At 72.8% G+C, this 24,832-nt stretch carries 22 protein-coding genes, 2 pseudogenes and 1 riboswitch; of the genes and pseudogenes, 19 read left to right on the top strand and 5 right to left on the bottom strand.

Annotated features, from left to right (window positions below; all coding sequences use genetic code 11):
- The first annotated feature begins 67 nt into the window (after positions 1–67).
- A complete protein-coding gene (gene trpD / locus M2266_RS09705) occupies positions 68–1,132 on the top strand; it encodes an anthranilate phosphoribosyltransferase (protein WP_277437808.1) in 1,065 nt (354 codons plus the stop codon).
- Between the two features lie 182 nt (positions 1,133–1,314).
- A riboswitch (SAM riboswitch) is annotated at positions 1,315–1,430 on the top strand.
- Between the two features lie 45 nt (positions 1,431–1,475).
- Complete coding sequence (locus M2266_RS09700; protein WP_277437807.1) at positions 1,476–2,873, top strand: aminotransferase class V-fold PLP-dependent enzyme; 1,398 nt, start codon at positions 1,476–1,478, stop codon at positions 2,871–2,873.
- A 27-nt stretch (positions 2,874–2,900) separates the two neighbouring features.
- Here the strand turns inward: M2266_RS09700 and M2266_RS09695 are convergent, their stop codons facing one another.
- Positions 2,901–3,182, bottom strand: coding sequence for an Lrp/AsnC ligand binding domain-containing protein (locus tag M2266_RS09695; RefSeq protein WP_277437806.1), 282 nt, complete (start codon positions 3,180–3,182; stop codon positions 2,901–2,903).
- The gene (locus M2266_RS09690) at positions 3,179–3,958 is read right to left on the bottom strand and encodes a rhomboid family intramembrane serine protease (RefSeq protein ID WP_277437805.1); all 780 of its coding nucleotides are present in this window, start codon (positions 3,956–3,958) and stop codon (positions 3,179–3,181) included. The genes M2266_RS09695 and M2266_RS09690 overlap by 4 nt, the downstream gene beginning before the upstream one ends.
- Before the next feature lie 139 nt (positions 3,959–4,097).
- Here M2266_RS09690 and M2266_RS09685 point away from each other — a divergent pair, with 139 nt between their 5' ends.
- The 8 genes and pseudogenes from M2266_RS09685 (at position 4,098) to M2266_RS09650 (ending at position 13,708) form a co-directional block, all read left to right on the top strand.
- Positions 4,098–4,388 carry a hypothetical protein gene (locus M2266_RS09685; RefSeq protein ID WP_277437804.1) on the top strand — a complete coding sequence of 97 codons (291 nt, stop codon included), beginning with the start codon at positions 4,098–4,100 and terminating at the stop codon, positions 4,386–4,388.
- A gap of 91 nt (positions 4,389–4,479) precedes the next feature.
- A complete protein-coding gene (locus M2266_RS09680; protein WP_277437803.1) occupies positions 4,480–5,856 on the top strand; it encodes an NYN domain-containing protein in 1,377 nt (458 codons plus the stop codon).
- Positions 5,857–6,140: 284 nt separating this feature from the next.
- Positions 6,141–7,167 (top strand): annotated as a pseudogene (locus M2266_RS09675) (NlpC/P60 family protein).
- Between the two features lie 226 nt (positions 7,168–7,393).
- Entirely contained in the window at positions 7,394–8,440 is a 1,047-nt protein-coding gene (locus tag M2266_RS09670) for an NlpC/P60 family protein (RefSeq protein ID WP_277437802.1), read from the top strand.
- A gap of 36 nt (positions 8,441–8,476) precedes the next feature.
- A complete protein-coding gene (locus M2266_RS09665; RefSeq protein ID WP_277437801.1) occupies positions 8,477–9,688 on the top strand; it encodes a hypothetical protein in 1,212 nt (403 codons plus the stop codon).
- Positions 9,685–10,857 carry a M48 family metallopeptidase gene (locus M2266_RS09660; protein WP_277437800.1) on the top strand — a complete coding sequence of 391 codons (1,173 nt, stop codon included), beginning with the start codon at positions 9,685–9,687 and terminating at the stop codon, positions 10,855–10,857. The genes M2266_RS09665 and M2266_RS09660 overlap by 4 nt, the downstream gene beginning before the upstream one ends.
- 43 nt (positions 10,858–10,900) lie before the next feature.
- On the top strand, positions 10,901–12,475 hold the full coding sequence (locus tag M2266_RS09655; RefSeq protein WP_277437799.1) for a DUF2079 domain-containing protein: 1,575 nt from the start codon (positions 10,901–10,903) through the stop codon (positions 12,473–12,475).
- A 95-nt stretch (positions 12,476–12,570) separates the two neighbouring features.
- Positions 12,571–13,708: pseudogene (locus M2266_RS09650) on the top strand (glycosyltransferase family 4 protein).
- Positions 13,709–13,775: 67 nt separating this feature from the next.
- On the opposite strand, the gene M2266_RS09645 reads toward M2266_RS09650, so the two are convergent.
- Positions 13,776–15,572, bottom strand: coding sequence for an AMP-dependent synthetase/ligase (locus tag M2266_RS09645; RefSeq protein WP_277437798.1), 1,797 nt, complete (start codon positions 15,570–15,572; stop codon positions 13,776–13,778).
- A 203-nt stretch (positions 15,573–15,775) separates the two neighbouring features.
- Between M2266_RS09645 and M2266_RS09640 the strand changes: the two genes are divergently transcribed.
- From M2266_RS09640 to M2266_RS09615, 6 genes are all read left to right on the top strand, one after another.
- Positions 15,776–16,537, top strand: a complete 762-nt coding sequence (locus M2266_RS09640; RefSeq protein ID WP_277437797.1) for a metallophosphoesterase — start codon at positions 15,776–15,778, stop codon at positions 16,535–16,537.
- Between the two features lie 78 nt (positions 16,538–16,615).
- Positions 16,616–17,083, top strand: a complete 468-nt coding sequence (locus tag M2266_RS09635; RefSeq protein ID WP_277437796.1) for an SRPBCC family protein — start codon at positions 16,616–16,618, stop codon at positions 17,081–17,083.
- 5 nt (positions 17,084–17,088) lie between these two features.
- Complete coding sequence (locus M2266_RS09630) at positions 17,089–18,279, top strand: ArsA-related P-loop ATPase (protein ID WP_277437795.1); 1,191 nt, start codon at positions 17,089–17,091, stop codon at positions 18,277–18,279.
- A gap of 64 nt (positions 18,280–18,343) precedes the next feature.
- Complete coding sequence (locus M2266_RS09625; RefSeq protein WP_277437794.1) at positions 18,344–18,775, top strand: DUF5304 domain-containing protein; 432 nt, start codon at positions 18,344–18,346, stop codon at positions 18,773–18,775.
- A gap of 55 nt (positions 18,776–18,830) precedes the next feature.
- Positions 18,831–19,772 carry an ROK family glucokinase gene (locus M2266_RS09620; RefSeq protein ID WP_277437793.1) on the top strand — a complete coding sequence of 314 codons (942 nt, stop codon included), beginning with the start codon at positions 18,831–18,833 and terminating at the stop codon, positions 19,770–19,772.
- Entirely contained in the window at positions 19,769–20,536 is a 768-nt protein-coding gene (locus tag M2266_RS09615; RefSeq protein ID WP_277441133.1) for an endonuclease/exonuclease/phosphatase family protein, read from the top strand. The genes M2266_RS09620 and M2266_RS09615 overlap by 4 nt, the downstream gene beginning before the upstream one ends.
- Positions 20,537–20,554: 18 nt before the next feature.
- Here M2266_RS09615 and M2266_RS09610 read toward each other — a convergent pair whose 3' ends face one another.
- Both M2266_RS09610 and M2266_RS09605 read right to left on the bottom strand, forming a co-directional pair.
- Positions 20,555–21,112: a hypothetical protein gene (locus M2266_RS09610; RefSeq protein ID WP_277437792.1), complete on the bottom strand. Its 558-nt coding sequence runs from the start codon at positions 21,110–21,112 to the stop codon at positions 20,555–20,557.
- Positions 21,105–21,881: an alpha/beta fold hydrolase gene (locus M2266_RS09605; protein WP_277437791.1), complete on the bottom strand. Its 777-nt coding sequence runs from the start codon at positions 21,879–21,881 to the stop codon at positions 21,105–21,107. Before M2266_RS09605 ends, M2266_RS09610 begins: the two co-directional genes overlap by 8 nt.
- A 150-nt stretch (positions 21,882–22,031) precedes the next feature.
- On the opposite strand from M2266_RS09605, the gene M2266_RS09600 reads away from it, so the two are divergent.
- From M2266_RS09600 to M2266_RS09590, 3 genes are all read left to right on the top strand, one after another.
- A complete protein-coding gene (locus M2266_RS09600; RefSeq protein WP_277437790.1) occupies positions 22,032–22,787 on the top strand; it encodes a lysophospholipid acyltransferase family protein in 756 nt (251 codons plus the stop codon).
- Between the two features lie 32 nt (positions 22,788–22,819).
- The gene (locus tag M2266_RS09595; protein ID WP_277437789.1) at positions 22,820–24,061 is read left to right on the top strand and encodes a DUF5931 domain-containing protein; all 1,242 of its coding nucleotides are present in this window, start codon (positions 22,820–22,822) and stop codon (positions 24,059–24,061) included.
- A 71-nt stretch (positions 24,062–24,132) separates the two neighbouring features.
- Positions 24,133–24,822 (top strand): response regulator transcription factor, encoded by a 690-nt coding sequence (locus M2266_RS09590; RefSeq protein WP_277437788.1) that lies wholly within the window; start codon positions 24,133–24,135, stop codon positions 24,820–24,822.
- Positions 24,823–24,832 lie beyond the last annotated feature (10 nt).

Raw genomic sequence — 24,832 nt, 5'->3', positions numbered from 1 at the left:
CTTCGACGTGCCCGGCCCCCGATAGGCTGGGCACGCAGTACCGACCCGACCACCAGGAGTGTGGACCATGAGCGTTGTGACCCCGGCAGGCGGCGACAGCTCGGCCACGAACTCCTGGCCGGGCATCCTCAACCCGCTGCTGCGCGGCCATGACCTGACGGCCGACGACACCGCCTGGGCGATGGACCAGATCATGAGCGGCGAGGCGTCCGACGCGCAGATCGCCGGTTTCGCCGTGGCGCTGCGTGCCAAGGGCGAAACCATCGAAGAGGTGTCGGGCCTGGTCAGGACGATGTACGCGCACGCCAACCTCATCGAGGTGCCGGGGCGGACCGTCGACATCGTGGGCACCGGCGGCGACCTGGCCAAGACGGTCAACATCTCCACCATGTCGGCGATCGTCGTGGCGGGCACCGGCGCGAAGGTGGTCAAGCACGGCAACCGCGCGGCCTCCTCCGCCAGCGGTTCCTCGGATGTGCTGGAGAAGCTCGGGGTCAATCTCGACCTGACGCCGAAGCGGGTGGTCGAGGTCGCGGAGGAGGCCGGCATCACCTTCTGCTTCGCGGTGAAGTTCCATCCGGCGCTGCGGCACGTGGCGGCGGCCCGGCGCGAGCTGGGCATCGCGACCACCTTCAACCTCCTCGGGCCACTCACCAACCCGGCACGGGTCACCTCCCAGGCGACGGGCGTCGCCGACACCCGAGCGGCGGCCATCATCGCCGGGGTGCTGGCCGAGCGGGGCTCCTCCGCGCTGGTCTTCCGCGGCGACGACGGACTGGACGAGCTGACCACCACCGCGACGTCCCAGGTGTGGGTGGTCCGGGACGGCAAGGTCGACCTGGTCGCCTTCGACCCCCGCGACGTCGGGATCACGCTGGTCCCCGTCGAGGCGCTGCGCGGCGCCGACGCCGCCTACAACGCCGAGGTAGCCCGCCGGCTGCTGGCCGGCGAGCGCGGCCCGGTCCGCGACGCGGTCCTCCTCAACGCCGCCGCCGCCCTGGTGGCCCTCGACCCGGGCTCCGTCCCCCTGGAAGCGCAGATCGCCGCGGGCATCAACCGCGCCGCCGAGGCCATCGACTCGGGCGCGGCCAAGAGCGCCCTGGACCGCTGGGTAGCGGCCAGCAACGCGTAGCGCCCTCCCGGCGGGTTCCTGCGGATTCCAGCGCCGGCGGGGCGGTCCTCCGCCCTGCCGGGGCACCCGCGTGCGCCGTGTGCTGCCGCGGCCGCCGGGGAGAGCGTGCGGGCACCGCGTCCGGCGTCCGTATCGCGGAACCCCGTTTGCCGTCGGCAGGACAGGTGGCATACTGCTTGGCAGGTCACGAGTGACAGCGTTTGAGCCCTGGCTTGCTGTCCGGCAACCCTCCGTCCGTGGCGGGGTGCCCCAGGTGATGACCGGGCCGTAGGCGAGGTGTCTACGGCAAGCGCGGGCCCCTTCGCGACTGCTTCCGGGGTCCAGGTCCCTGAGGAGCTTCGTCATGTCCGTGCACCCCGTTTCCGTCGCCACCACCGCTTCCCTCGAAGTGCTCGGCCGCGATGTCCGGGTCCCGCTGGTGACCGGTGGCGAGGTCACCTACGCCGCCCTCGACTACGCGGCCAGCGCGCCCGCCCTGCAGCGGGTCTGGGACGACGTGGCCGCGTACGCGCCGTACTACGGCAGCGTGCACCGCGGGGCCGGGTACCTGTCGCAGCTGTCCACCGACCTGTTCGAGCAGAGCCGTGCGACGGTGGCCGACTTCCTGGGCTGCCGGGAGGACGACCAGGTGGTCTTCACCCGCTCGACGACCGACTCGCTGAACCTGCTGGCCTCGGTGCTCCCGGCCGGCACCCAGGTCTTCGTCTTCGAGACCGAGCACCACGCCTCGCTGCTGCCCTGGCGGGACGCCCGGGTCACGTACCTGAGCGCGCCCCGCACCCCCGAGCAGGCCGTCGCCTCGCTGGAGGCGGCGCTCGCCCAGCGCGACCCTTCCCCAAGCTCTCGAACGGACTCGAGCAGGGGATACCCCAATGCCCCCGCGCTGGTGTGCGTGACCGGCGCCTCGAACGTCACCGGTGAGCTGTGGCCGGTCCGCGAGCTGGCCGAAGCCGCCCACGCGCACGGCGCCCGCATCGTGCTGGACGCGGCGCAGCTCGCCCCGCACCACCCGGTGGACATCGCGGAGCTGGACGTGGACTGGGTCGCGTTCTCCGGGCACAAGCTCTACGCCCCGTTCGGCTCCGGTGTGCTGGCCGGCCGGGCGGACTGGCTGCAGGAGGCCGAGCCGTACCTGGCCGGCGGTGGCGCCAGTCGCAAGGTCGCCCGGCGTGCCGACGGCGGGGTGGACGTCGAGTGGCACTCCACCGCGGCCCGCCACGAAGCCGGCTCCCCGAACGTCATCGGCGTGTACTCCATCGCCTCGGCCTGCCGGGCGCTGACCGAGGCGGGCTTCGACTCGCTCGTCGAGCGGGAGCAGGGCCTGGTCGCCCGGGTCCGCGCCGGACTGGCGGAGGTGCCGCAGGTCAAGGTGCTGTCGCTGTTCGGCGACGCCGCACCCCGGGTCGGCGTCATCTCGTTCGTCGTGGACGGCTGGAACAGCTCGCACTTCGCCGCGGCCCTCTCCGCCGAGTACGGCATCGGGGTGCGCGACGGCCTCTTCTGCGCCCACCCGCTGGTCCGCACCCTGCTGGGCAACGAGCCGACCGAGCCGGGGGAGTGCGGATCGCCGGAGAGCGAGCCGGGGGAGAAGTCGCTCAACGCGATCCGCGTGAGCTTCGGGGCGGGCACGCCCGACGAGCACGTGGACCGCTTCCTGGGCGCCGTCAGGGAACTCGTCCAGGACGGCGCCCGGTGGAACTACCGCACCGAGGACGGCCGCTGCGTGCCCGCCCGCGACTGAGGGGCGGGGCAGGACCGGCAGGCCGCGTCAGCCTTCGAGGCCGATCGCGAAGGCCGCCTCCAGGTCGTGCTGGGAGTACGTGCGGAACGCGACGTGGGTGTCGGTGGCCTCCACGCCGGGGATCTTGCTGATCCGGCCCGGGATGACGTCCGCGAGGTCGTCGTGCCGGGGGACCCGGACCATGGCGACCAGGTCGTACGTCCCGGTGACCGAGTAGACCTCGCTGACGCTGTCCAGGGCGGCGATCGCCTCGGCGATCTCCGGGATCCGGTCGACGCTGGTCTTGATGAGCACGATCGCGGTGATCACGGCTGTAGGTCTCCTTGGGTCGCCCGGGCTGCGGTCTCCAGCTTAGGGCTTCGCCCGAAGCACACCGAGGCGGCCAGGAAGCCGAAGACGAAGCCCACCACGTGGGCCAGGTAGGCGACCCCGGGCCCCGACTGGCTGGTCCGGGCGGCCAGCCACTGCAGCGCGAACCAGAAGCCGAGCACCGCCCAGGCAGGGAAGCGCAGCGGGAGGAAGAAGAGGAACGGGAAGAGGCTCGTCACGCGCGCCTTGGGATAGAGGTAGAGGTACGCGCCCAGCGCCCCGGAGATGGCGCCGGAGGCGCCGACGAGACTCTGGGTGGAGTCGGTGTTGGCGAGCGCGAAGCCGTACGTGGCGAGGTATCCGGTCGCCACGAAGAACAGCAGATAACGGAAGCGGCCCATGCGGCTTTCCACGTTGTCGCCGAAGACGTACAGAAACAGCATGTTGCCGATCAGATGCAGCCAACTTCCATGCACGAGCATCGCCGTGAGCACGGAGAGAACCGGCATCTTGGGGAACGCGTGCGGGATCGGGCAGCCGGTCGGTAGCCCCAGCCGGTCCGGCGGCAGCCGGCTGTGGAACAGCTCGCCGGGGATGACCCCCCAGCGGTCGAAGTAGACCGCCTGGGCGCACTGGAGCTGGTCACCGGTGCCGTAGGAGGGGTTGAACCCCGAGACCGGACCGAGCAGGAACACCACCGTGCACAGGGCGATCAGGGCATACGTCACCACGGGAGTGCGGCGGACCGGGTTCTCGTCGTAGACCGGGATGACCATGCACCGATCATGACGGAACGGGCGTATCGGTCCGGGGGCGCCTCGCCGCAGCGCCGCCTGCCGTGGAGGCCGTAGGGTAACCGGAACGCGCGCGTACGCCACGTGCCGACCCGAAAGTCCTGAAAGAGGTGTCCGCCCGATGCCGGTTCCCCTGCCGACCGCGACGACCCGGTGGCGCTGCACGCTGTGCGGCAATCTGACCCGGTTCGATGTCACGCGTTCGACGAAGGTCGTCGAGTACGTCCACCTCGACCTCGCCGGCGAGGCGAAGGTCGAGGAGACCGAGGTACTCAGCGAGACCGTGGAGTCGGTGCGCTGCCGCTGGTGCAACGCGGCCGACCGGGTCGAGTTGGTCGACCGCCCCGGTACGGCCGCCGCGAAGGACGCCGAAACGGGCACGGAAGCGGAAGCGGATTCGACGCAGGGTTGACCCTGTACGGCGACAATGGACTTGCACGGCGGCGGCCAGAGGGATCGAAGGGGGCCGGGGAGGCGCCGACAGCACTGGACAGGAGCGACTGGTGGATGGGACCGGCGGGCACCCGCAGGCCGAGAGCAGCGGCGCCGACGAGGCGGCCGAGCCGGCCCTGGACCGACCGCTGCCCGAAGGCGTGCGGCACCGGGTCGTGACGATAGCCGCTGATGCCTTCGGCGGCCTCACGCTCGCCGAGCTGCCGGCCCCCCTGCGGCCCTACGCCCGTTTCACCCCGTCCCGGCGCGCGAAGTTCGCGGCGACCGCGCTGGCCACCGCGCTGGAGACCGACCCCGCCTTCCGGCAGAAGATCGCCGCCCGGCTGCGCGAGTCCCAGCCGGAGCTGGCCGAGGCGCTGGAGGCGGGCACCCCGCCGCCCGCCGCGGACCCGCTGGACGTGGCCGCGGCCGCCTATCTGCTGCGCCCGGCCGGCTGGGCCAAGATCGTCGCGACCGCGGGCGAGGAGGCGCAGCGCGCGCTGGCCGAACGGGCCGACGGGGAGAGCACCCGCGAACTGCAGCAGCTCAGGGACGAGCTGGCCGAGTTCCAGCTCCAGGCCCGTGACGAGGCCGCCCGCGGCCGCGCCGAGCTGGAAACGGCCCGCAAGGAGATCGACACGACGCAGCGCAGGCTGCGCAGCGCGGTCAGCGACATGAAGCGCGCCGAGGCGGCACTGCGCAAGGTGGAGACCGAGCTGGAGGAGGTCCGGGCCGCCGCCGCCGCGGACAAGGCCGCCGCCGACAACGAGGCGCGCCGGCTCAGGACCCGGGTCACCGAGGCCGAGGCCGCCGTCGAGGCGGGGCGCAGGTCCGTGCGCGAGGGCCGCAGCGCCGAGGGCGTGCGGCTGCGGCTGCTGCTGGACACCGTGCTGGACGCGGCCACCGGGTTGCGCCGCGAGCTGGCGCTGCCACCGCGCGACACCATGGGCGTTCGGCCGGCCGACACCGTGGAAGCGGTCGCGCCCGGCACGATCAGCCCCAAGGACATCGCGCAGCGCGCCCTGTCCGAGAACGACCCGGCCCTGCTCGACCAGTTGCTGGCGCTTCCGCAGGCGCATCTGGTGATCGACGGCTACAACGTCACCAAGACCGGTTATCCGTCCCTGCCGTTGGAGAAGCAGCGGCTGCGGCTGCTCGGCGGTCTCGCGGTGCTGGCCGCGCAGAGCGGCGCCGAGGTCACCTGCGTCTTCGACGGAGCCGACCTGGACGCGCCGGTACTGCTGGCGCCGCCGCGCGGGGTGCGGGTGATGTTCAGCAGGGCGGGGGAGACGGCCGACGAGTTGATCCGCCGCCTGGTGCGGGCCGAACCGCCGGGGCGGGTCGTCGTGGTGGTCTCCGCAGACCGCGAGGTGGCCGACGGCGTCGCCAAGGCCGGTGCGCGGCCCGTCGCTTCGACGCTGCTCCTCAAGCGGCTGGCGCGCGGCTGAGTTTCGGCCGCCGTGGGTGTTCGCGGGGGTCCGTGGTCAACTCAGCGTCAGACGACCACTACTGCCCGTTCGATCTTCGTAAAGAAAACGTGTATCGATCGAAGTTTTACCTACAAGGATTTGAACCGATCACAGGAAGGTCACTAAGGTCGGGGCTCGAACCTCCGCACCGTTGATCAAGCCGCCCCACGAAACCTGTGGGAACCGCGGCCGAACGACCTGGCGCAGGGGGGACCGCCGACCAACCGGGTAGGCGCGGCTGAAGGAAGAAGGAGCTCGCCTTCGTGGCGTCCCACCGTCGTCCCAAGCCGACAAGCCGCACGCGGGTGACGATCCTCACCGCCACCGCTGCCGCAGCCGTCGCCCTCACGTCCCAGGCCGCGCACGCCGCTCCCGCCAAGCCCGACATCAAGGACGTCAAGTCCCAGGTCGACAAGTTGTACGACGAGGCCGAGCAGGCCGGCGAGAAGTACAACGGCGCCAAGGAGGCGCAGGGCAAGCTGCAGAAGGAGGTCGGCGAGCTCCAGGACCGCGTGGCGCGGGAGCAGGCAACGCTCAACACCCTCCGCGACGGCCTCGGCGCGATGGCGAGCGCCCAGTACCGCAACGGCGGCATCGACCCGACGCTGCAGCTCCTGCTGTCGACGGACCCGGACACCTACCTGTCCAAGGCGTCCACGATGGACCAGTTGAGCTCCCAGCAGGCCGAGTCGCTCAAGCAGATCCAAGAAGTCAAGCGCACCCTGGACCAGCAGCGCGTCCGAGGCCACCACGAAGATGGCCGCGCTGGAGAGCACCCGCACCGAGCTCGGCAAGCAGAAGGACGCGGCCCAGGGCAAGCTCGCCGACGCGCAGAAACTGCTCAACTCGCTGACCGCGCAGCTGCGCGCCGCGATTTCGAACCAGGAGTCCCGCGCGAGCCGCGGCGACGAGCGGCCCAACCTGGGCGACATTCCCGCGCCCTCCCAGCGGGCCGCCGCCGCGCTCGCCGCCGCGAAGACCAGGATCGGCATGCCGTACCGCTGGTCCGCGACCGGTCCCAGCAGCTTCGACTGCTCCGGCCTCACCATGTGGTCCTACGCGCAGGCCGGCGTCAACCTGCCCCGTATGTCCCAGGACCAGGCCAACGCCGGCACCCACCTGACGAGGAGCCAGCTGGCCCCCGGCGACCTGGTCATCTTCTTCGGCGACCGCCACCACGTCGGCTTCTACGCCGGCAACGGCATGGTGCTGCACGCGCCGAAGCCGGGCGCGTTCGTGCGCTACGAGGCGATCGGCAACATGCCCTTCCAGTTCGGCGTCCGGATCTGATCCGATCCTGTTCCGCGTCACGGATCCGGTCCCGACGGTCGTCGGGGCCGGATCCGTTTCCGCTTCACGGCGCTCCCGGAGGCCGGCGCCGTGGTTCATTCGAGTGATATCGGATCGTCCTCGCTGACGGCCGGGCGGCAGTGACCTGGGCATCGGCACGGACGCCCGGTCCGCGGGGCCGCGCGGCCTTTGAACTCGGCGTGACCGTCTGGTTACTGTCTCAGCCGTGGCGACACATCGACGGTTCCCGCAGCCCGGCTCCACCCGGACCTCCCGCGTCACCGTGCTGTCCGCGGCGGCCGCCGCGGCAGCGCTGTCCGGAGGCGCGGCGGCCCAGGTGGCGGCCGCCGATCCGGCGGGCCCCGCACCCGACGCGTCCTCGCGGGTGGGACAGCTCTACCAGCAGGCCGAGCAGGCCACGGAGGAGTACAACGCCGCGCAGGAGCACGCCACCCGGCTGCGGCACGAGGTGAGCTCCCTGCAGGACCAGGCCGCCAGGGGTCAGGAGCGCGTCAACCGGATGCGGGACGATGTCGGCGCGATCGCCGGAGCCCAGTACCGCGGCGGTGGCATCGACCCGACGATGGCGCTCCTGCTCTCCGCCGACCCCGACAGCTATCTGGGCCGGGCCGAGGCACTCGACCGGATCAGCGCCCATCAGGCCACCAGCCTCGCGGAACTGCAGGAAGCGCAGCGCTCGCTGGAGCAGAAGCGCTCGATGGCCGCGGCCAAACTCGCCGACCTGGAACGCGCCAGGTCCACGATGAAGGACCGCAAGCGCAGCGTGCAGGCCAAACTCAACGCGGCGCAGCGGCTCCTCAACGGCATTCCAGCCGGGCAGCGGGCCGGATTCGTCCGCGGCCTGGACGACCGGGCCTCGCGCTCCGGCCGTTCCGCGCCCGACCTCCCGGACCTGCCGGCCTCCTCGTCCCGCGCCGCGATGGCCGTGGCCGCCGCGCGGGCCGCGATCGGCTCGCCGTACGTGTGGGGCGGCACGGGGCCGGCGTCCTTCGACTGCTCCGGCCTCATGCAGTACTCCTACCGGAGGGCCGGGGTGTCCCTGCCGCGGACCTCGCAGGAGCAGAAGCACGCGGGCCGGCAGGTGCCGCTCGACCAGGCCCGCCCCGGTGACCTGGTGATCTACCGGGACAACGCGAGCCATGTGGGGATGTACGTCGGCGGCGGCCGGGTGGTGCACGCGCCGTACCCGGGCGCCCGGGTGCGGTACGACCCGGTCGACATGATGCCGATCTCCGCGGTCACCCGCCCCTGAGCCGACGGCCGCCGCGGCGCCCGTACGATCGGGCGTATGCCGGCAGCTCGCACGCGACCCCGGACCGCCGCGCCGTGGTGCGCGGCGGTGCTCGCCGTGCCGGCGCTGCTCGCGGGCTGCAGCGGGACGGATCCCCGGGCGGCCGACGCCGGGGCCCTGCCCGCCGTGCCCGCCGTCCAGTCGGTGCTCGACCGGCACGCGGCGGCGCTGCTGCGGCACGACGAGACGGCGTTCCTCGCCGACGTCGACCCGGGCTTCCGGGAACGGCAGCGGCAGGTGTTCCGGAACCTGGCGGCGGTGCCGCTCGACGCCTGGACGTACCGGGTGGTGCGGGTCGGCCCCGACGGTGCGGGTGCCGGGGCTTCGGCGCAAGTGCGGGTGGGCTACCGGTTGACCGGGTACGACACCACGCCCGTCACCTCGGACGCCGACCTGACGCTCGCCCGGCACGACGGTCGCTGGTACGTCGCCGGGGACCGGCACGACGCCCAGCAGTTGTGGGACCAGGGCCCGGTGCGGGTGGTGCGCGGAGCCCACAGCCTCGTCCTCGGGACGGAGGGCCCCGAGGCGCTGCGGGGCTACGCCGACGCCGCCGACCGCGCGGTCCCGGCCGTGCGGCGGGCCTGGGGGGACGGCTGGAGCGGACGGGTCGTCGTCGAGGTGCCGTCCTCGTCGGCGCGGATGGCCGCGCTGCTGCACGCGGTTCCCGACACCTACGCCGGCATCGCCGCCGTCACCACCGGCGAGCTCGGCGGTACCGCCGGAGCGCCGGCCGACCGCGTGATCATCAACCCCGAGGCGTTCGGGGAGCTTTCCGCGCTCGGCCGCCAGGTCGTGATCACCCACGAGACGACGCATGTCGCGACCCGCGCCGCCACCACCGCGACCACCCCGCTGTGGCTCTCCGAGGGCTTCGCCGACTGGGTGGGCTACAGCGGTACCGGCCGCACCGCGCGCCAGGCCGCGCCCGAACTGAGCCGTGACGTGGCCGCGGGCACGGCCCCGCGGAGCCTGCCGTCCGCCGCCGGCTTCACCACGACGGCCGGCGGTCTCGCCCAGTCGTACGAAGGGGCCTGGCTCGCGTGCCGGATGGTCGCCGGTGAGTGGGGCGACGCGAAACTCACCGCCCTCTACCGGGCGGCCGCCACCGGTGGCTCCCTCGACACGCACCTGCGCGCGGTCCTCGGGATCGGCCTCGACGACTTCACCGCGCGCTGGCGCGCCTACGTACAGCGGGAGTTGGCATGATCACCGGCGATGCGCGGGACGCGGAGGACTTCACCCCCGAGGAGGTCGAGCGGGGGCGCGCCCTGCGGCGCGGGCAGTGGCCGCCCGTCCTTGCGGGTCGGTTCGCCTCCCTCCTGCTGCTGCTCGCCCTCGGGCTCACCCCGGCCGGCGCCGCCCTGGTCGGTCTCTTCGGCGACGCGTGGGCCGCCCGGATCGTCGGCGGCGGGCTCGCGCTGGTGCTGCTGCGACAGCTCGTCGCGCTGCCCTTCGCCGCCCGGGTGCGGATCGTGCGCACCCGGTTCGGGCTCGTCACCCAGGGCTGGGGCGGCTGGGCGGTGGACGTCCTGCGCGGGCTGCTCGTCTCCGTACCGCTCGCGCTCGGCGCGCTGTTCGCCGTGTACGCGCTCGCCGGGACCACCTCGCGGTGGTGGGCCTGGACGGCGCTCGGCGCGGCCGTCGTCACGGTGCTGCTCTCCTGGCTGGCGCCGGTCGTCCTCGAACCGCTCTTCAACCGCTTCACCCCGATGGAACCGGGCGCCCTGCGGGATGCGCTCCTCGGTCTGGCGGCGCGCGACGGGATCGCCGTCCGCGACGTCCTCGTCGCCGACGCCTCCCGGCGCACCACCGCCCTCAACGCGTACGTCTCCGGTTTCGGCCGGACGCGGCGGATCGTCGCGTACGACACGCTCCTGACGACCGCGGAGCCGGCCGAGGTCGCGCAGGTGGTGGCGCACGAGCTGGGCCATGTGAAGCACCGCGACGTGGCGCGGGGCACGGCGTTCGGCGCGCTGGGGGCGGCGGCGGGTGTGTGCCTGCTGGCCGCGGTGCTGACCTGGCGGCCGCTGCTCGACGCGGCGGGCGTCGACCACTTCTCCGACCCGCGCTCGATGACGCTCCTCGCCGCGGTGGCCGCGGTCGGCTCCACGGTGACGGGGCCGTTCGCGTGCGCGCTGAGCCGGCGGACGGAGCGGCGGGCGGACGCGCACGCGCTGCGGCTGACGGGGGAGCCGGCGGCCTTCATCGCGATGCAGCGCCGGCTGGCCGTGGCGAACATCGCGGACCCGCGGCCGCCGCGGCCGCTGCACGTGCTCTTCGGTACCCACCCGACGACGGCCGAGCGGATCGCCGCGGCGCGCTCCTGGGCGCGCTCGACGGGAGCGAGCGAGAGGTCCAGCGGCGCGACGGGGTAGGCCAGTAGGGTGAAGGCTCGTTCACGAGGGAGGGCGTCGAACGGTGGCACAGCTCGTCGAAACGCAGTCTTTGCGCGAGAGCGCGGTGACCGCGCCGGTCGCGCGGCGCCGGGACCGAATACGTACGGTCGCCCTGACCGTGCTGTGCTTCGCCGCCGTGCTGGCCGTGGGGCTGCAGCAGTGGGCGACCGTCCGGATCGGCGGATTCGACCTCGGGATATTCGACCAGGCCGTCCGCGAGTACGCGCACTTCCATCTGCCGCGCTCGACGATCAAGAACTACCACCACGAGTTCCCGCCCGGCTTCTCCCTGCTCGGCGACCACTTCTCGCCGATCCTCGTCCTCCTCGCCCCGCTGTACTGGGTGTGGGACGACCCCCGCATGCTGATCGGCGCCCAGGCGGCGCTCTTCGCGGCGGGTGTGCCGATCGTGCGGCGCATCGCACGGCACTGCTTCGCGCAGGCGCCCCCCGCCGCCGCCCGCCGGGCCGCCGACCTGAGCGGCCTGGCCTACGGTCTGGGCTGGCCGCTGCTGCGCGCGTCGGGGGTGGGCTTCCACGAGGTCGCCTTCGCCGTCCCGCTGACCCTGCTGATGCTGGAGCGCGGGCTGGCCCGACGCTACGGCGCCGTGCTGCTCTGCGCCGTCCTGCTGTGCTGCGTCAAGGAGGACCTGGGGCTGCTCGCGGCGGCGTACGGGGCCGTCCTCGCCGGCCGCGGCCGACGGGCGGGGGACCGGCCCGCGGTGCGTACCGGGCTCACGCTGTTCGTGCTGGGGCCGGTGGCGGCGCTGCTCGCGATCCGGGTGCTGATCCCGGCGATGGGCGGGGTGCCCGGCTACTACTGGAACTACGGCGCCCTCGGCCCGGACATGGGATCGGTGGCGATGCGCTTCCTGACCGATCCGGTCATGGCGTTCGGGGCGGGCATCGACCGCCCGGAGAAGGTGGTCCTGCTGCTGTGGCTGCTGGGATCGCTACTCCTGCTGCCGCTCGGGTCCGCCACCTCGTGGTGCGCCCTCCCGCTGCTCGCCGAGCGGCTCTTCTCCGACAACCCCAGCCACTGGGCCACCACCCACCACTACGACGCCTTCCTGTGGCCGGTCCTGCTGGTGGCGGCGGTGGAGACCGCGGCCCGGCTGCACCACCGGCACCCCGCGCGGCCGGTCGGGCGGTGGACGCTGGGGGCGGTGGCCTGCTCGTTGCTGCTCTCCGCCGCCTGCGGTCTGGGCCAGCTGCTGCTGCCGTCCGCCTGGACGCCCAACGCCGCGGAACGGGCCCTCGCGGAGGGCGTGCGGCTGGTCCCGACGGGAGCCACCGTCGAGGCCGACAACAACGCCGCGCCCCGGCTGACCCGGCGCACCAGGGTCGTCATCGCGGACGCCACCCCGCGCGAGGCCGAGTACGTCCTGATCCAGACCGCGCAGAAGGTGTTCCCCTTCACGACCGCCGACGACCAGCGCGACCGTGTCCTGCTGCTGCTCGACAGCGGCTACACCGTGCTGTGGGCGAAGGACAGCGCCGTCCTGCTGCACCGGACCGACGCCGGCCGCCCGGTACCCGGCGCGCACGTGCCCGGCGACGACAGCGTGCCGGTGAAAGAACCCGAAGTCCGCCCCTGACCGGGACTCTGACCAGGACCCTGACCGGGACCCTGATCGGGACCGCGGCCGGGGACGCGGGTCTGCCGGGCCCCGGTCGGCTACCCTCGGCGGCGATGGACAAGACCTTGATCGTCACCAATGACTTCCCGCCCCGGCCCCGGCGGCATCCAGTCCTTCGTGCACAGCATGGCGCTGCGGCTGGATCCCGGACAGGTGGTCGTGTACGCCTCGACGTGGAAGGGGCCGGACGGCGGTGAGGTCGAGCACTTCGACGCCGAGCAGCCGTTCCCGGTGATCCGCGATCGGACGACGATGCTGCTGCCCACCCCCGGCGTGACCCGGCGCGCGGCCGGACTGCTGCGCGAGCACGGCTGCTCGTCGGTGTGGTTCGGGGCGGCGGCCCCGCTGGGGCTGATGGCCCCCGCGCTGCGCCGGGCGGGCGCACGCCGACTGGTCGCCACCACGCACGGCCACGAGGCGGCCTGGGCGCAGCTGCCGGCGAGCCGGCAACTGCTGCGCCGGATCGGCGAGGGCACGGACACGATCACCTATCTGGGTGAGTACACGCGGTCGCGGATCGCGCGGGCGCTCACCCCCGAGGCGGTGGCGCGGATGGTGCACCTGCCGCCCGGGGTCGACGAGAAGACGTTCCACCCGGCCTCGGGCGGCGCGGCGGTACGGTCCGCGCTCGGCCTCGCCGACCGGCCGGTGGTGGTGTGCGTCTCGCGGCTGGTGCCGCGCAAGGGGCAGGACACCCTGATCCTGGCGATGCCGCGGATCCTGGCCGCCGTGCCGGACGCGGTGCTGCTGGTGGTCGGCGGCGGACCGTATGCCGAGGACCTGGCGGAACTCGCGGCGCGGACCGGCGTCACCCACTCCGTGCGCTTCACCGGACCGGTGCCCTGGGAGGAACTGCCCGCCCACTACGGCGCGGGCGACGTCTTCGCCATGCCGTGCAGGACCCGCCGCGGCGGGCTCGACGTCGAGGGGCTGGGGATCGTCTACCTGGAGGCCTCGGCGACGGGGCTGCCGGTGGTGGCGGGGGATTCGGGCGGCGCCCCGGACGCGGTGCTGGACGGCGAGACCGGCTGGGTGGTGCCCGGGGGTTCTCCCGCCCAGGCGGCGGACCGGATCGTCACCCTTCTGGGCGACCCGGAACTGCGCCGGCGCATGGGCGAGCGGGGCCGGGGCTGGGTCGAGGAGGCGTGGCGCTGGGACCTGCTGGCGGAACGCCTGAAGTCACTGCTGTAGCGGTGCCGGAAACGATGCGGCTCCCCCGGACCGGGTCCGGGGGAGCCGCTTTTCGTTGTACCCGCGCTCAGCGCTGGTAGAGCGCTTCGATCTCGCTCGCGAAGTCCTTCATGACGACGTTGCGCTTCAGCTTCAGCGACGGCGTCACGTGACCGGACTCCTCGGTGAACTGGTGCGGCAGGATCTGGAACTTGCGCACCGACTCGGCCTTGGAGACGGCCGCGTTGCCCTGGTCCACGGCGTGCTGCACGGCGGCCAGCAGCTCCGGGTCCGTGGCCAGCTCTGCCACGCTGCGGCCGGCCTTGCCGTGCTGCTCCGCCCAGCGGGGCAGGAACTCCTCGTCCAGGGTGACGAGCGCGGCGATGAACGGCTTGCCGTCGCCGACCACCATGCACTCGGCGATCAGCGCGTCGGCCCTGATGCGGTCCTCGATCACGGCGGGAGCGACGTTCTTGCCACCGGCCGTGACGATGATCTCCTTCTTGCGGCCGGTGATGGACAGGTAGCCGTCCTCGTCGACCGTGCCCAGGTCACCGGTGTGGAACCAGCCGTCGGAGACCGCGTCGGCGGTGGCCGTCTCGTTGTTCCAGTAGCCGGAGAACAGGTGCTCGCCGTGCAGCAGCACCTCGCCGTCGTCGGCGATGCGCACCGTCGAGCCCGGCAACGGCTGGCCGACCGTGCCGATCTTCGTGCGGTCCCAGGGGTTGAACGCGGTGGCCGCACAGGACTCGGTGAGGCCGTACCCCTCCAGGACCGTGAAACCGATGCCCCGGTAGAAGTGCCCGAGCCGCTCGCCCAGCGGGGCGCCGCCCGAGATGGCGTGCGTGGCGCGGCCGCCGAGGACGGCGCGCAGCTTGCTGTAGACCAGCCGGTCGAAGACCTTGTGCTTGAACTTCACGCCGACCGACGGGCCGCCGGGGGAGTCCAGCGCCCGGCTGTACGCGATCGCGGCGTCGGCCGCCTTGTCGAAGATCTTGCCCTTGCCGTCGGCCTGCGCCTTGGCCCGCGCCGAGTTGTAGACCTTCTCGAAGACCCGGGGGACGCCGAGGATCATCGTCGGCCGGAAGGCCGCCAGCTCGTCGGTGAGGTGCTTGATGTCGCTGACGTGCCCGAGTTTGATCGGGGCCATCACGCTCGCCACCTCGACCAGCCGGCCGAAGACGTGCGCGAGCGGCAGGAAGAGCAGCACCGAGGACTCGCCGGTCCTGAACAGCGGGGCGAGGCGTTCCACCACGTTGCCGCACTCGGCGAAGAAGGCCCGGTGGCTCAGTACACAGCCCTTGGGGCGGCCGGTGGTCCCCGAGGTGTACACGATCGTGGCGGGGGAGTCCGCGACGGCGGTCGCCCCGCGCTCGTCCACCACCTTGTCGGAGATGTCGCTGCCGACGGAGACCAGGTGCTCCACGGCGCCGGCGTCGATCCGCCAGACGTGCTTGAGCTCAGGGAGGCGGTCGTGCACCGAGGCGACGGTGGCCTCGTGGGCACCGGACTCGACGACGCAGGCGACCGCGCCCGAGTCACCCAGGATCCACTCGACCTGTTCGGGCGAGGACGTCTCGTAGACCGGCACGGCGATGGCGCCGGCGCTCCAGATCGCGAAGTCGAAGAGCGTCCACTCGTAGCGGGTGGGCGACATCAGGGCGACCCGGTCGCCCGGCTGCACACCGGACGCGATCAGCCCCTTGGCGGTGGCTCTGACCTCGGCGAGGAAGTCGGTGGCGGTGACGTCCTGCCACTCACCGCCCGCGTTCTTGCGGGCGATCACCGGAACAGCTGGGTGCTGAGCGGCGTTGCGGCGGATCAGATCCGTCAGGTTGCCGTCCGCTGGGACCTCGTAAAGGGCCGGAAGGCTGAACTCACGCAAGGCTGGTGCTCCTCATCGGCGCGACGGCGCACCCGGAGGGATAGTTGGACGGCCTGGACGTTACCCACCGGTAAAGCTTTCGCGATAGGGGTGCAGTACAGATGTTTTATGCATCACATACCCAGGACTGCGGCTGAACCGCTCCGCGAACAGTAGTCCAGGCGCTCGGTAACCCGCAGGTAACCGGCGATAGGGTGACGGCCATGCGGGTCCATGTGGTGAGTGATGTGCACGGCGCGGCGGAGGCCCTGGCCAGGGCGGGGGAGGGCGCGGACGCCTTGATCTGCCTCGGCGACCTCGTGCTCTTCCTGGACTACGCCGATCACTCCCGCGGGATCTTCCCCGACCTGTTCGGCGCCGGGAACGCCTCCCGCATGGTCGCGCTGCGGACCGCCAGGCGCTTCGAGGAGGCCCGCGCCCTCGACCGCGAGCTGTGGGAGGGCATCGATCGGCGCGGCGCCATCGAGACCGCCGTACGGAAGCAGTACGCCGAACTGTTCGCCGCCTTTCCGGCGCCGACGTACGCCACGTACGGCAATGTCGACATTCCGGCGCTGTGGTCCGAGTACGCCACCGAGGGCACCACGATCCTGGACGGCTCCACCGCCGAGATCGGCGGCCTCGTCTTCGGCTTCGTCGGCGGCGGCCTGCGGACGGCCATGCGCACCCCCTACGAGATCGACGACGCCGAGTACGCGGCGAAGGTCGCCGCCCTCGGGCCGGTCGACGTGCTCTGCTCGCACATCCCGCCCGCGGTTCCCGAGCTCTGCTACGACACCGTGGCCCGCCGCTTCGAACGCGGCAGCGAGGCGCTGCTCGGCGCGATCCGCGCCACCCGCCCCAAGTACGCGCTCTTCGGCCACGTGCACCAGCCGCTGGTCCCGCGGATGCGGATCGACCGGACGGAATGCGTCAACGTCGGGCACTTCAACGCCACCCGCAGGCCATGGGCCCTGGAGTGGTGACAACTGTTCGACCGGCAGGCGGTAGCCTGCACCAGCAGACCCAGACATACGGCGCGAAGTCCCGGAGGGGCCACAGCGATGGCGGAACACACCAAGTCGAGCATCACCATCGAGGCGGCACCGGCGGACGTCATGGGCGTCATCGCCGATTTCAACCGCTACCCGGAGTGGACGGGTGAGGTGAAGGAGGCGGAGATCCTCTCCGCCGACGACCGGGGCCGCGCCGAGCAGGTGCGACTGCTGCTGGACGCCGGGGCGATCAAGGACGACCACACGCTCGCCTACCGCTGGGTCGGCGACAGCGAGGTCCACTGGTCGCTGGTCAAGTCCCAGATGCTCCGCACCCTGGACGGCTCGTACGCGGTCGCCCCGCTGGACGGCGGCGCGCGCACCGAGGTCACGTACCAGCTGACGGTCGACGTCAAGATCCCGATGCTCGGCATGATCAAGCGCAAGGCCGAGAAGGTCATCATCGACCGCGCGCTGGCCGGACTGAAGAAGCGCGTCGAGTCCGGCGCGTCCGACAGCCCGCCCGACAAGAGCTGAGGGCCGTGCGCACGGTCCTGGTCACCGGCCCCGGTGGTGCGGGACGCACCACGGTGGCCGCCGCCACGGCGGTCGGCGCCGCCCGGGAGGGCGCCCGCACCCTGCTGCTGACCACGGACCGCGGTGCGTCGCCGGTCGGCGTGCTCGACGGGGACGGCACCACCGTTCCCGGCCTGCGCGCGCACCGGATAGACACCCAGGCGACGTTCCGGGCCGACGCCCGGGAGGTCCAGTCCCGGCTCGGCGCGCTCCTGGACCTGCTGGGCGCCGACCCGCTGGACCCCGAGGAACTCACCGAGCTCCCCGGGGCGGACTCGCAGGCCCTGCTGCGCGCGCTGCGCGAATCGGCCGAGGAATCCGCCGGCTGGGACGTGGTCGTCGTCGACCTGCCGGCCACCCAGGCCGCGCTCGCCGCCCTCGCCCTCCCCGAGCAGTTGCGCCGCTACCTGCGGCGGCTCGTCCCCGTCCAGCGCCAGGCGGCCAGGGCGCTGCGCCCGGTGCTCGCCCAGTTGGCCGGCGTGCCGATGCCGGCCCAGTGGGCCTACGAGGCCGCCGAGCGCGCCGACCGCGACCTCGCCGCCGCGCAGGCCGTCATCGAGGACGCGGGCACGACCGTACGGCTGGTCGTCGAGCCCGGACGGGCGGCGGCCGACGCGGTCAGGACGGCCCGCACCGGACTGGCGCTCTTCGGGCACCGGCTGGAGGCCGTGGTCGCCAACCGGCTGCTGCCGGAGGGCTCGCCCGACCCCTGGCTCGCCGAGCTGTCCGGCGCCCAGCGCAAGGAACTCGCCGCGCTGCGCGCCGAATTGGCTGGAACCGGCACGGCGGTCCACGAACTGCCGCACCTGGGGAGGGAACCGCACGGCGCCGACGACCTCACCGCGCTCGCCGCCGTACCGCCGGGCCCGTCGGAGCGGCCGGCCGGGGCGGACGGCCGCGCCGCCGACCCGTGGAGCGTGAGCGACCAACTCGGCGACGAGGGCCGTTTCCGCTGGCGGTTGCCGCTGCCCGGCGCCACCCGTGAGGGTCTCGCACTGGTGCGGCGGGGTGACGAACTCGTGGTCGACGCGGCGGGTTTCCGACGGATCCTCCCGCTGCCCTCCGCCCTGCGGCGCTGCACCGTCGACGGCGCGGGGCTGCGCGACGGGGCGCTCGAAGTCCGGTTCGCGCCGGACCCCGCCCTCTGGCCGCGCTGAACGCAATGCGTCCATTCGGGTACCGTCGGTAGAACAACCCCGGAGCGCCGCGAGGGAGACCGTCATGAGCGAGACCACCGACCGGCCCGACGCCGACGCGTGGGCCAAGGCCAGCGCCGAGGACACGGCCGCCGAGAACGCCCGCCGGCGTGAACAGGCGGGACAAGGCGTCGGCAGCGCCACGGAGGAGCTGCGACGGCTCGCCGAGGCCGTGACCGAGAAGCTCGCCGAGTTCCGCAACCCGGCGGTGACCCTCGCCGCCCAGAACGTGATCTCGCAGGTCAAGTCGGTGGTCGAGCCCATCCGTGAGCGCAACCCCGAGGTCTTCGAGCACCTTTCCTCGGCCGGCGTGGAGCTGCTCGCGGCCTACCGCTCGGTCGTCGCGGGACACGAAACCCGGTGGACCGCGAAAGACACCGCCGCCGGACGTCGCGCTTCCGACACCCCGCCCGCATCATCCACCGGCTCACCCAGTGAGCACATCGACCTCGACTGACCTCCCCTCCGGTACGGTTGGCTGAAGCGGGGATCGACCGAAAACTGAGGGACACATGGGACTCACCATCGGCGTCGACATCGGCGGCACGAAGATCGCGGCCGGCGTAGTCGATGAGGACGGCTCGATTCTTGAGACGTGCAAGGTGCCGACCCCGGCGACCCCCGAGGCAGTCGTGGACGCCATCGCGGACGCGGTGCGCACCGTCAGCACCGACCACCAGGTCGAAGCGGTCGGCATCGGCGCGGCCGGTTACGTGGACGACAAGCGTGCCACCGTGCTCTTCGCGCCGAACATCAACTGGCGGCACGAAGCGCTCAAGGACAAGGTCGAGCAGCGCGTCGGCCTCCCCGTCATCGTCGAGAACGACGCGAACGCGGCGGCGTGGGGCGAATACAAGTTCGGTGCGGGCCAGGGTCACGACGACGTCGTGTGCATCACCCTCGGCACCGGCCTCGGCGGCGGCATCATCATCGGCGGCAAGCTGCACCGCGGCCGGTTCGGTGTGGCCGGCGAGTTCGGCCACGTCCGGATGGTGCCGGACGGCCTGCTGTGCGGCTGCGGCAGCCAGGGCTGCTGGGAGCAGTACGCCTCGGGGCGCGCTCTGGTCCGCTACGCGCAGCAGCGCGCGGCGGCGACGCCCGAGAACGCGGAACTGCTGCTCTCGCTCGGCGACGGCACCCCCGAGACCATCGAGGGCAAGCACGTCAGCGAGGCCGCGCGGGGCGGTGACGCGGTAGCGATCGACTCGTTCCGTGAGCTGGCCCGCTGGGCGGGCGCGGGCCTGGCCGACCTGGCCTCGCTCTTCGACCCGTCGGCGTTCATCGTCGGCGGCGGGGTCTCGGACGAGGGCGAGCTGGTGCTCGACCCGATCCGCAAGTCCTTCCGCCGCTGGCTGGTGGGCGGCCAGTACCGGCCGCATGCCCAGGTGCTCGCCGCGCAGCTCGGTGGCAAGGCAGGACTGGTCGGCGCCGCCGACCTGGCCCGGCAGGGCTGACGACCGTGCTCGCGGACCTGCCGCCCTCGTCCACCGCGCCCGGTGACTCGGCGGTGGTCCGCGTGCTCAGTTACAACATCCGCTCCATGCGGGACGACAGGGGGGCGCTCGCCCGGGTGATCCGGGCCTGCGCCCCCGACCTCGTCCTCCTCCAGGAAGCGCCGCGCTTCTTCCGCTGGCGCAAGCCCACCGCCTGGCTCGCCCACGAGTGCGACCTGGTCACCGTCACCGGCGGCGCCACCGCCGCGGGACCGATGATTCTCTCCTCGCTGCGCGCCCATGTCGAGCGCACCGAGGACGTCCTGCTGCCGCGTACCCCCGGCCTACACCAGCGGGGCTTCGCCACCGCCGTCGTACGGATCGGCGGCGCCCGGCTCTCGGTCGTCAGCTGCCACCTCAGCCTCAGCGCGGCAGAGCGCGAGGGTCAGTCCGCGCTGCTCCTGGAACGGCTGGCGGAGATGGGCGAGCCGCATGCCGTGGCCGGCGGCGACCTCAACGACCACCCGGACGGCCGGGCGTTCGGCCGGCTGTCGGCCGAGCTCCAGGACGCCTGGGCCACCAAGCCGTGGGGCGGCGAGTACACCTCGGAGCCGGACAACCCCCACCAGCGGATCGACGCGATCTTCGCGACGCACGGCGTCGAGGTGCTCGGGTGCGGCGTGCCGAACGGCCTGCCGGGCGTCGATCCGGCCGACCTGTCCGCCGCGACCGACCACCTGCCGCTGCTGGCCGCCTTCCGGATCCCGGCCGCCCCGACCGGCTGACGCTCCGTGCGGCGCCGGTCAGACGACCGCGCCGCCACCCGGCAGTTCGTCGTCGTCCTCGCCCGTGCGCAGCCGCGTGACGAGCGTGCAGAACCCGCCGACGAACCCGCCGACGCCCAGCGTCATGACCCACCAGGTGATCTCCTGCCGGAGCAGGATGAACACGATCAGCAACAGCGGCCCGCCCAGGACGGCGAGCCAGGCGAACTTCGTCGTGACGTCGGCCTGCGGAAGCGGCGGGGGCTCGGGCGGCACGTAGTGGCCCTCGTCCTCGTCCTCGGCGGCCGTGTAGTCGCGCGGCCCGTGGATCACCGGATGGACCACGATGCTGCGGGTCGGCGGACCGGCCGCGTCCTCGTCGTCGTCGCCGGGCCGGGCGGCCGACAGGTTCTCGGCCTCGGGCCAGGATCCGGTGCCCGGCTCGGGCTCGTCGTCGAAGCCGGCGACCAGCTCGGCCCAGGCGGCGTCCTCGTCCAGCGGCGGACGGGCCGCCCCGTCGGCGGTGTCCGCGACGGCCGGCTCGGAGACGTCGGGAGCCGTCTCGTCCGGAACCTGCTCCTCCTCGCGCTCAGCCACTGGCGGTCACCTCCTTGTCCACCGCAGGCGCCAGGCGCCGGATGAATCCGTAGGACTCCTCGAAGATCTGTTCCGCGTCATGGTCCAGCGTCGCCACGTGGTAGCTGCGCTCCAGCACCGTCTCCGTCACGTCGCCGGAGGAGACCTTGCTGAGGACGACCGCGGTGTTCGACGGGTGGACCACGTGGTCCACCCGGCTGTGCAGCAGCAGCAACGGCTGGGTGACCTGCGGCAGTCCGGTTCTGACGAGCTTCCAGAATCGGCTGAGCGAGTGGACGGCGTGCAGCGGCGTCCGGTCGTAGCCGATCTCGACGCCGCCCTCCTTGGCGATGTCGCTGGTGATGCCCGGCACCGACGGCACCAGATGGCGCAGCACCGGAACCGCCTTGAGCTGGTGGCTGTCGGCCTTGACCGAGGGGTTGACCAGGACGATGCCGGTGATCGCGTGCCCGTGCCGCTCGGCGAGCCGCAGCGTCAGGGCGCCGCCCATCGACAGCCCGCAGACGAAGACCTGCGAGCAGCGCGCGGACAACTCGCGCAGCGCGCGGTCGACCTCGGCGTACCAGTCCTGCCAGCCGGTCTGCTGCATGTCCTGCCAGCGGGTGCCGTGACCCGGCAGCAGCGGCACGGAGACGGTCAGGCCGCGGGCGGCCAGATACTCGCCCCAAGGACGCATGGACTGCGGCGTGCCGGTGAATCCGTGGCAGAGCAGGACACCGACTTCGCCACCGTCGTGGCTGTACGGCTCGGCTCCGGGAATGAGCGGCACCGTGGGACTCCTGTTCGCCGCGGGGAGGGTGGCAGGAGTTCAGCGTACGCGGCCCGCATACCCCCCGGTAAGCCCCGCCGCGTGGACGCGGGGAGTGCCGGGGGCAGAACTGGCGTTAAGGTCTTTGCGTCAGCTACAGGAGGTCCTCGGTTGTTCTACGGCGCGATGAAGCTCGCGATCGGCTCGCCGCTCAAGCTCGCCTTCCGCCCCTGGGTGGAAGGTCTCGAGAACATCCCCAAGGAGGGGCCGGCGATCCTTGCCAGCAATCACCTCTCCTTCTCGGACTCCTTCTTCCTTCCCGCGATGCTCGACCGGCCGGTCACCTTCATCGCCAAGGCGGAGTACTTCACCTCCCCCGGCGTGAAGGGGAAGTTGACGGCCGCGTTCTTCAAGGGCGTCGGCCAGCTCCCGGTGGACCGCTCCGGCGCGCGCGGCGCCGGTGAGGCGGCGGTCAAGAGCGGGATCCAGGTGCTGGAACGCGGTGAGCTGTTCGGCATCTACCCCGAGGGCACCCGCTCGCCCGACGGCCGGCTCTACCGGGGCAAGCCCGGCGGCCTGGCCCGGGTGGCGCTGGCCTCCGGAGCGCCGGTGATCCCCGTCGCGATGATCGACACCGAGAAGGTGCAGCCGCCCGGCAAGGTGCTGCCCAAGGTCTCGGTGCGTCCCGGCATCCGGATCGGCAAGCCGCTCGACTTCAGCCGCTACCACGGCATGGAGGGCGACCGCTTCATCCTGCGCTCGGTGACCGACGAGGTCATGTACGAGATCATGAAGCTGTCCGGCCAGGAGTACGTGGACATCTACGCCACCGCCGCGAAGCGCCAGATCGCGGAGGAGACGAAGCGGCAGGCCGAGCTGGAGAAGGCCGAGAAGGCCGCACAGGAGAAGGACGGGCCGGCGACCTAGGAACCGGTTCGGCCTCGGGGGAGGGGGAGGGGATGCCGGCGAGACCGGTCCGGATGTCCGTCGAGCAGCCGCTGTGGCGTGCGCTGACGGCCTACCGGGTGCTCACCCTCGCCTACGCGCTCGCGCTGTTCGGCGACGCCTACGGGGAGTACCGCCACCCGGTGGCCGCCGCCGCGTACATGGCGGTGCTGGCCGTCTGGACGTTCCTCACCCTGGGCCGGGTGCGCTCCGCGGAGCGGTGCACCAAGCGTTTCCTCGTCGCCGACCTCACCCTCGCGCTGGCCGGGATACTGCTCACGCCCGTCATCGACACGCATCTGCGGATCGTCGAGGGCGGTCCGACGCTGCCGTCCATCTGGACGGCCGGCTCCGTCCTCGCCTTCGCGATCAAGGGCGGCTGGCGCTGGGCGGCCGTCGCCTCCACGCTCGTGGGCATCGCCAACGTCGTCGAGCGTGGCGCCTTCGCCCGCGACAGCCTGCACAACGTGCTGCTGGTGTGGGTGGCGAGCATCGCCATCGGCTACGTGGTCGAGGTCGCCCGCGCCAGTGAGCGGACCCTCGCCCGCGCGCTGCAGATCGAGGCGGCCACCCGTGAGCGGGAGCGGCTCGCCCGCGACATCCACGACAACGTGCTCCAGGTACTGGCCATGGTCCAGCGGCGCGGCAGCGAGGCGGGCGGCGAGGCCGCGGCGCTCGGCAGGATGGCGGGCGAGCAGGAGTCCGCGCTGCGGGCGCTGGTCTCTGACGGCTTCGTCCCGGACCCCCGCTCCTCCGAGAACGCCGCCGCGGTCCGCCGCGGCCGGCTGCTCGCGGCGCTGCGCTCGCGCACCGGCGCCCCCGAGGCCGACCGGGAGGCCTCGGACGCGGCACTCGGCCCTTGCGACCTACGGGCCCTGCTCACGCCCTACGGCAGCTCGCGGGTGACGATCTCGGCGCCGGGCACCCCGGTCCTGGTCGACGCGCACGCCGCCGCCGAACTCGCGGCCGCCGTCGGCGCCGCCCTCGACAACGTCCGTACGCACGCGGGGGACCGGGCCCACGCCTGGATCCTGCTGGAGGACGAGCCCGGCGAGATCCTCGTCAGCGTCCGCGACGACGGCCCCGGCATCCCGGAGGGCCGGCTCGCCGACGCCGCACAGGAGGGCCGTCTCGGCGTCGCCCAGTCCATCCGCGGCCGGCTGCGCGACCTCGGCGGCACCGCCACCCTTGTCACCATCCCGGGCCAGGGCGCCGAGGTCGAACTGCGCCTCCCCAAGGCTCGCCCCGCGCTCTGAGGTACCCGTGCCGCCCCGTTTGTAGAGTTGGGCCCGGCACCAGGCATTTCGGTCGGACGAGAGGCAGTCACATGGCGGGGGACACCCAGCCCGAGCAGGACCACACCGTGAAGGTGATGGTGGTCGACGACCACCCGATGTGGCGGGACGCGGTCGCCCGGGACCTCTCGGAGGCCGGCTACCACGTGGTGGCGACGGCGGGGGACGGGCCCGAGGCCGTCCGCCGGGCCCGGGCGGCGATGCCCGAGGTCATCGTGCTGGACCTGAACCTGCCGGGGATGTCCGGCGTCCAGGTGTGCAAAGAGGCGGTCGCGGACAACCCCGCGCTGCGGGTGCTGGTCCTGTCGGCGAGCGGCGAGCACGAGGACGTGCTGGAGGCCGTGAAGTCCGGCGCCACCGGCTACCTGCTGAAGTCCGCGGGCCGCGACGAGCTGGTGGAGGCGGTCCGCAGGACGGCGATCGGCGACCCGGTCTTCACCCCTGGCCTGGCCGGCCTGGTCCTGGGCGAGTACCGGCGGCTGGCCTCCGACCCGGTGCCCACGTCCGCGAACGAGCCCGAGGCGCCGCGGCTGACGGAGCGCGAGACGGAGGTGCTGCGGCTGGTCGCGAAGGGCCTGAGCTACAAGCAGATCGCCGAACGGCTCGTCATCTCGCACCGCACCGTGCAGAACCACGTGCAGAACACCCTGGGCAAGCTGCAGCTGCACAACCGGGTGGAACTGGTGCGTTACGCGATCGAACGCGGCCTCGACGGCGAATGACCCTGTTCGC

This window comes from Streptomyces sp. SPB162 (genome assembly GCF_029504575.1).
In the GTDB taxonomy this organism is placed as follows: domain Bacteria; phylum Actinomycetota; class Actinomycetes; order Streptomycetales; family Streptomycetaceae; genus Actinacidiphila.
This window is presented reverse-complemented; position numbering and strand designations above follow the sequence as displayed.